The 6,277-nt window shown below is 69.7% G+C and carries 4 protein-coding genes; 1 reads left to right on the forward strand and 3 read right to left on the reverse strand.

Translation table 11 applies throughout. The features are described from left to right. Positions 1-76 precede the first annotated feature (76 nt). The gene (locus tag Mam01_RS26990) at positions 77-628 is read right to left on the reverse strand and encodes an HIT family protein (RefSeq protein WP_225312046.1); all 552 of its coding nucleotides are present in this window, start codon (positions 626-628) and stop codon (positions 77-79) included. 200 nt (positions 629-828) lie between these two features. Further along, positions 829-1,833, reverse strand: a complete 1,005-nt coding sequence (locus Mam01_RS26995; RefSeq protein ID WP_275409087.1) for a helix-turn-helix domain-containing protein — start codon at positions 1,831-1,833, stop codon at positions 829-831. 280 nt (positions 1,834-2,113) lie between these two features. On the opposite strand from Mam01_RS26995, the gene Mam01_RS27000 reads away from it, so the two are divergent. Next, on the forward strand, positions 2,114-3,133 hold the full coding sequence (locus tag Mam01_RS27000; RefSeq protein ID WP_204287970.1) for a M23 family metallopeptidase: 1,020 nt from the start codon (positions 2,114-2,116) through the stop codon (positions 3,131-3,133). Between the two features lie 126 nt (positions 3,134-3,259). Here the strand turns inward: Mam01_RS27000 and thrS are convergent, their stop codons facing one another. Next, positions 3,260-5,236 (reverse strand): threonine--tRNA ligase, encoded by a 1,977-nt coding sequence (gene thrS / locus Mam01_RS27005; RefSeq protein ID WP_204287971.1) that lies wholly within the window; start codon positions 5,234-5,236, stop codon positions 3,260-3,262. Between the last annotated feature and the right edge of the window lie 1,041 nt (positions 5,237-6,277).

Raw genomic sequence — 6,277 nt, forward strand, 5'->3', positions numbered from 1 at the left:
GACGCCGGGCCGGACCCTCGGTCCGGGACCGGGTGCCTCAGTCGTGCCCGCGCGCGGCTCCGTGGCCGGGGCGCGGTCAGGAGGCGGCGGGCCAGGCGCCGGCGAGCAGGTCGCGGGTGTCGCGCAGAAGCTGCGGCAGGACCCTGGTGTGCCCGACCACCGGCATGAAGTTGGTGTCGCCACCCCACCGGGGCACGACGTGCTGGTGGAGGTGGGCGGCGATGCCCGCGCCCGCCACGCCGCCGAGGTTCATGCCGACGTTGAAGCCCTGCGCCCCGCTCGCCTTGCGCAGCGCCTGCGTGGCGCGCTTGGTGAACTCGGCGAGCTCGGCGGTCTCGGGGCCGTCGAGGTCGGCGTAGTCCGACACGTGCCGGTACGGGCAGACCATCAGGTGCCCGGAGTTGTACGGGTAGAGGTTGAGCACGGCGAACACGGCCGATCCCCGGGCCACGATCAGCCCGTCCTCGTCGGAGAGCTTGGGGATCTCGCAGAACGGGCAGCCGTCGTCCGCACCGGACCCGGTGGGCTTGTTCTCGCCCTTGATGTAGGCCATCCGGTGCGGAGTCCACAGGCGCTGGAAGTTGTCGGGAACCCCGGCGCCGGCCTGCTCGATCGGCTCTGAATCCACGTCCGCGATCTCCTCGCTCCCGATGTCCCGAGGCGCTGCCGCCCGTGCCGGAACGCTCCGGTGGCACTTCGCGCACTGGCACGCCTGCAGCACCGTGCACCAGCGCGCCTTCAGCACTGTGCAGCAGCATATGACCTCGCGGATCTCCTTCCACCGGCCGGGTTCACCTTGACCCGCCCGCTCTCGTCATCCTCCGGCGATCAGGGCGAGGCGGAGGCGAACGGGCATCTCGGCATTCCCGGCAGAGGATGGGCGGCGGCGTCGACGTGCTCGGATCCGACGAATCCCCACCCCTCCCAGCTCTCCTTCCCCGGCTCGGCGCGATCTCCGCGGGTGTAGTACCAGACCCTTCCCCCGTCCCCCTGGACCCGGCCGAACTCCCAGCAGACGAACCAGCTCCTGGGGGTGTCCAGGATCGCCACCTTCTCCGTGCTGTCCACCGAGAGGTAGAGAGGTGTATCGGGCCGGTTCGCGCACACGAAGTCCCTGGTCCACACGAGGCCGCCCTGCCTGGCGTCCACGTGCTTGACCCCGCTGCGATCCGTGCACGAGTGCCCGCTCGCCGCGGACGCCCTCGAGTCCTGGCCGGGGCGCCAGATCAGGGCCCCGCCCATGACCAGGACCGCCAGCCCCGCCAGCACCCAGCGCGTACGGCTGCTCCCGAGAAGCCGCCGATACCCGGGCGTGGCGTCCGGTGCCGCGGGAAGCGCCGTGGGAGGAGGGCCGGGTGGAGCCGCCGGGCCGTCCGGCGGCTCCACTGGCTGTTCCGCACCCTTTTCCCCGCTCTGTTCCGGGCGCTGTTCAAGGAGCTGTTCCGCGCTCTGCTCTGCGCTCTGCTCTGCGCGCTGTTCCGTGCGCTGTTCCGTGCGCTGTTCTGGGCCGGGCCTCGCTTCGGGTGGCTGCGAGGTCTGCGCCCGTACCCACCGCCGGTGCAGTTCGAGGATCTCCGCATGGCTCGCCTGGCACTCCTTGGCGAACTGCTCCAGGAAGGTGAAGCGCGGCGGCACGCTGCCGCCGGAGCAATAGCGGTGGAGAGTGGATCTGCCGACACCGAGCCTCTTCGCGAGAGCGTCGTAGCTACGGCCGGTCTTGTCCTTCAACTGACGGATATACGCGGCCAAATCCTCGACCGCAGAGGGCTCTGTCAACCTGGCTCCCCCAGTTTTGACCCGAGATCGACACCCGAAGGTTAACAGCAGAACCATCCGTATCTCTGGTTACATCCCATCCCGTCCCACTACCGGGGGAATCGCGCTGGTCAAAGCGGGTTTTTGTCCCGTTTTCCCATGGTGTCCCAAATCCCTTGCCGTGGGATGGACGGCCGGTCACGGTGATGACCGTCAGGCCAGATAGCTCGCCATTCCGGCTCGGCCTCAACCGGCCGGAAAGGAATACTCGACCGCCAGGAGACGCATCATCATGCACCTGTCCCTCTCCCTCCGCTCACGGCAGCCGAAGACATCGCACCCTCTCCGGAGGAAAGCGATGACCGGGGCGGCGATCACCGTCCTCGCGGGCACCTTGATGAGTCTCGCGGCACAACCCGTCTCAGCGGCCGCTCCCGCCCGCCGGGGAGCGCTGGCCGCCGGGCCCGCCCTTCAGCTGCCCTTCCCCTGCGGCCAGCAGTGGCGGCTGGACACGTGGGGACACGCCCCGGCGCTCGACATGGTCAAGGAGCCCGACCAGCAGGGCACCGACGGAGCCACGCTCATCGCGCCCGCGGCCGGAACAGTCAACAAGTCGTATTACCACCAGAACGCCGGCAACGTCATTCAGATCAATCACGGCGGCGGGTGGTTCACCACGTACCTGCACCTGCAGTCGCGGGCCGTCAACGTGGGCGCGAAGGTCGAGATGGGCACCTTCATCGGAAGGGTCGGCCATACGGGACCCACTTCCAACGACGTTCCCCACGTCCACTTCGAACTCGGCTATGACGCGGACGGCAACGGCGAGGCCAGCTGGGGATACGAGGGCGCCGAACGGGTCAGGCCCACCTTCAACGGCGTGACGTACGGCACTGCCAACAGCCAGACCTACAGGAACGTCACCAGCCACAATTGTGGTGGCGCGAACCTCGGGGTGCTGGATTTCTATCTGAGCGACGACCAGGGCTCCACCGTCGCGACCCGGCCGGTGTTCGCCTACGGCAACAGCCCGATGGTGCCCATCACCGGTGACTGGGACGGCGACGGCAAGGACACCGTCAGCACCTACGACCCCACCACCGGACGCTTCTTCATCAGCAACGACCCCGCCACCGGCCAGGCCCAGTACACCTTCATGTACGGCGACCCCAACGCCGTACCCCTCGTCGGCGACTGGGACGGCGACGGCAAGGACAACATCGGCGTCCGCATGGGCAACAAGTTCTACATGCGCACCAGCCCCGTCACCACCGCCACCGAAACCACCCGCTCCGTCGCCTACGGCGACACCGGCAACCTCCCCGTCATCGGCGACTGGGACGGCGACGGCAAGGACAGCCAGGGCATCGCCCGCTGAACGAGGCGTCCGAACCCTGCGCACACGCGGACGGAAACCGCGAATGCCGTGTGGCGACGCCGGTCCGGAGCAACGACAGAAGATCGGGCGCCCCGGAAGGGGCGCCCGATCCCTGTTTCCCGCCTGTCAGGCCTGGACGCGGCGGCGGACCGCGTCGACGATCTCGTCGATCGCCTGGTCGATCGGCACGCCGTTCTTCTGCTCGCCGCTCCGGTAGCGGAAGGAGACCGCGCCGGCCGCGATGTCGTCGTCGCCCGCGAGCAGCATGTACGGCACCTTGGCCTTCTGCGCGTTGCGGATCTTCTTCTGCATGCGGTCGTCGCTCTCGTCGACCTCGACCCGGATGCCCTGCTCGCGCAGCCTCTTGGCGACGTCCTGGAGGTACGGCGCGTGGGCGTCGGCGATCGGGATGCCGACGACCTGCACCGGGGCGAGCCACGCGGGGAAGGCCCCCGCGTAGTGCTCGACCAGCACGCCGAAGAACCGCTCGATCGACCCGAACAGCGCCCGGTGGATCATGACCGGCCGCTTCCGGGTGCCGTCGGCGGCCTGGTACTCCAGGCCGAAGAGCTCGGGCAGGTTGAAGTCGAGCTGGATGGTCGACATCTGCCACGACCGGCCGATGGCGTCCCGGGCCTGCACGGAGATCTTCGGGCCGTAGAAGGCGGCGCCGGCCGGGTCGAGGACCAGCTCCAGCTTCTCGGACTCGGCCACCTCCCGCAGGGTCTCGGTCGCCTGCTCCCACGTCGCGTCGTCGCCGACGGACTTCTCCGGGTTCTTGGTGGACAGCTCCAGGTAGAAGTCCTCCAGGCCGTAGTCGCGCAGCAGGTCGAGCACGAACCGCAGCAGCGACTTCAGCTCGTCGCGCATCTGCTCCTGGGTGCAGTAGATGTGCGCGTCGTCCTGGGTCAGGCCACGTACGCGGGTCAGGCCGTGCACCACGCCCGACTTCTCGTACCGGTAGACCGTGCCGAACTCGAACAGCCGCAGCGGCAGCTCGCGGTAGGACCGCCCGCGCGCCCGGAAGATCAGGTTGTGCATCGGGCAGTTCATCGGCTTGAGGTAGTAACGCGCGCCCTCCAGCTCCATGGGAGGGAACATGCCGTCGGCGTACCAGTCGAGGTGCCCGGAGATCTTGTACAGGTTGTCCTTGGTGATGTGCGGGGTGTTGACGAAGGAGTATCCCGCCTCCTCGTGCCGGCGGCGCGAGTAGTCCTCCATCACCCGGCGGATCACCCCGCCCTTGGGGTGGAAGACCGGCAGCCCCGAGCCCAGCTCGTCGGGGAACGAGAACAGGTCGAGCTCGGCGCCGAGCTTGCGGTGGTCGCGCTTCTCGGCCTCCTCCAGGAGGCGCAGGTACTCGTCCTGCCTCTCGCGGGTCTCCCAGGCGGTGCCGTAGATGCGCTGGAGCTGCGGGTTCTTCTCGCTGCCCCGCCAGTAGGCGCCGCCGGACCGCATGAGCTTGAACGCCGGGATGACCCGGGTGCTCGGCAGGTGCGGCCCGCGGCACAGGTCCTTCCAGCACAGCTCGCCCGACTTGGGGTCGAGGTTGTCGTAGATGGTCAGCTGCCCGCCGCCCACCTCGACGTCCGCGCCGTCGGCCGACTCGGCGGCGCCGCCCTTGAGCCCGATCAGCTCCAGCTTGTACGGCTCGCCGGCCAGCTCCGCGCGGGCCTCGTCGTCGCCGACCGGGCGGCGGCGGAAGGTCTGCCCCTGCTTGACGATCTCGCGCATGCGCTTCTCGACGCGCTTGAGGTCGTCGGGGGTGAACGGCTCGCGGACGTCGAAGTCGTAGTAGAAGCCGTTCTCCACCGGCGGGCCGATGCCGAGCTTCGCCTCGGGGAAGATCTCCTGCACGGCCTGGGCCATGACGTGCGCGGTCGAGTGGCGCAGGATCGCCAGCCCGTCGGGGCTGTCGATCGCGACCGGCTCGACCAGGTCGCCCTCGGCCACCTCGGCGGCGAGGTCACGCAGTTCGCCGTTGATCCGGGCGGCGATCACCGAGCGCCCGTCGGCGCCGAGCGCCTCCCCGGCCGTCGTGCCCGCCGCCACCACGCGCTCGGCTCCGGCGAGGGTGATGCGTATCTCAAGGGCGGCGGACACGGTTGCTCCTTAGGACAGTGTCGATGTAGCGCGCACGCGGAGAGGCGGCGGCTCCGATGCCTCCGATGCTACCGGTGCCGTCATCCCGATTTCTCGTCCCGGCTCCCGGCCCCGGGGCGCGGCGGGCCGCTCCAGACGCCGGGCCGGTGGACGGCCGGGTCCCGTACGCGGCCACGCGCCGGGACCCGCTCGCCATGCGCCTGTCACCGTGCCGCCAGTTCCCGGCCGGACCCGACAATGATTACGTGGAGTCGCCGAGCTATGGCGATGAGCGACCTCAGGGCGGCTGGAGGATCATGCGCTCCCCACTTCGACGCGCCCCGCGCGGCGGCCTCGATCACGACGGGTCACCCGAGCGCGGGACGGCGCCGGAACATGCCGGCCGGCCGCCCAGGGCACCGGGCGGCCGGCCACTGCTCGGCCACGTGAAACCCCTGCTCAGCGACCCGCTGGGCCTGCTGGCGTCGCTGCCACGCCACGGCGAGGTCGTGGAGCTGCGGTTCGGCCGGACGCCGACCTATGTGGTGTGCTCGCCGGAGGCGGCCCAGCGCGTGCTCAGGAACTCCGACCACGCCTTCGACAAAGGGGGCGTCTTCTACCGACCTGTGGGCCAGTGCTCTGGCGTTCACGCTGGGGGTGAAGGCCCACGCGGGAGTGCCCGCCAGGGCGCGAGCGTGCCCTGGCCCTCCGCCCGTGAACAGCTGGGTCGATGTAGTGCTTGAGGACCGTGAGCGATGTGTCGCCCACGCTTCCGGCAAGGCGGGCCGCACCCAGAAGTGCCCGCTCCATGGGTACCAGCGGATGGGAGCGCTGTATACCTCGCTGGGATCCGCCCCGAGACGCCCTTCAGTGCGGTTGGCCGCCTGCCCGCCCGCGCCGCAGATCGAGAGGTGACTCACGGTGTGGATTCCGTCACGCTGGCGTAAACCCGGGGGTACGATCCGGGTGTGGAGGTGGTCAGGCAGGCGCGTGCGCATGTGGCGCGTCTCGACCTGAGCGCCGCCCAGGTGGCGGTGCTGGACGGTCAGGCCCACACCGCTC

Origin of the sequence: Microbispora amethystogenes (assembly GCF_016863015.1) — a bacterium.
GTDB classification, from domain to species: domain Bacteria; phylum Actinomycetota; class Actinomycetes; order Streptosporangiales; family Streptosporangiaceae; genus Microbispora; species Microbispora amethystogenes.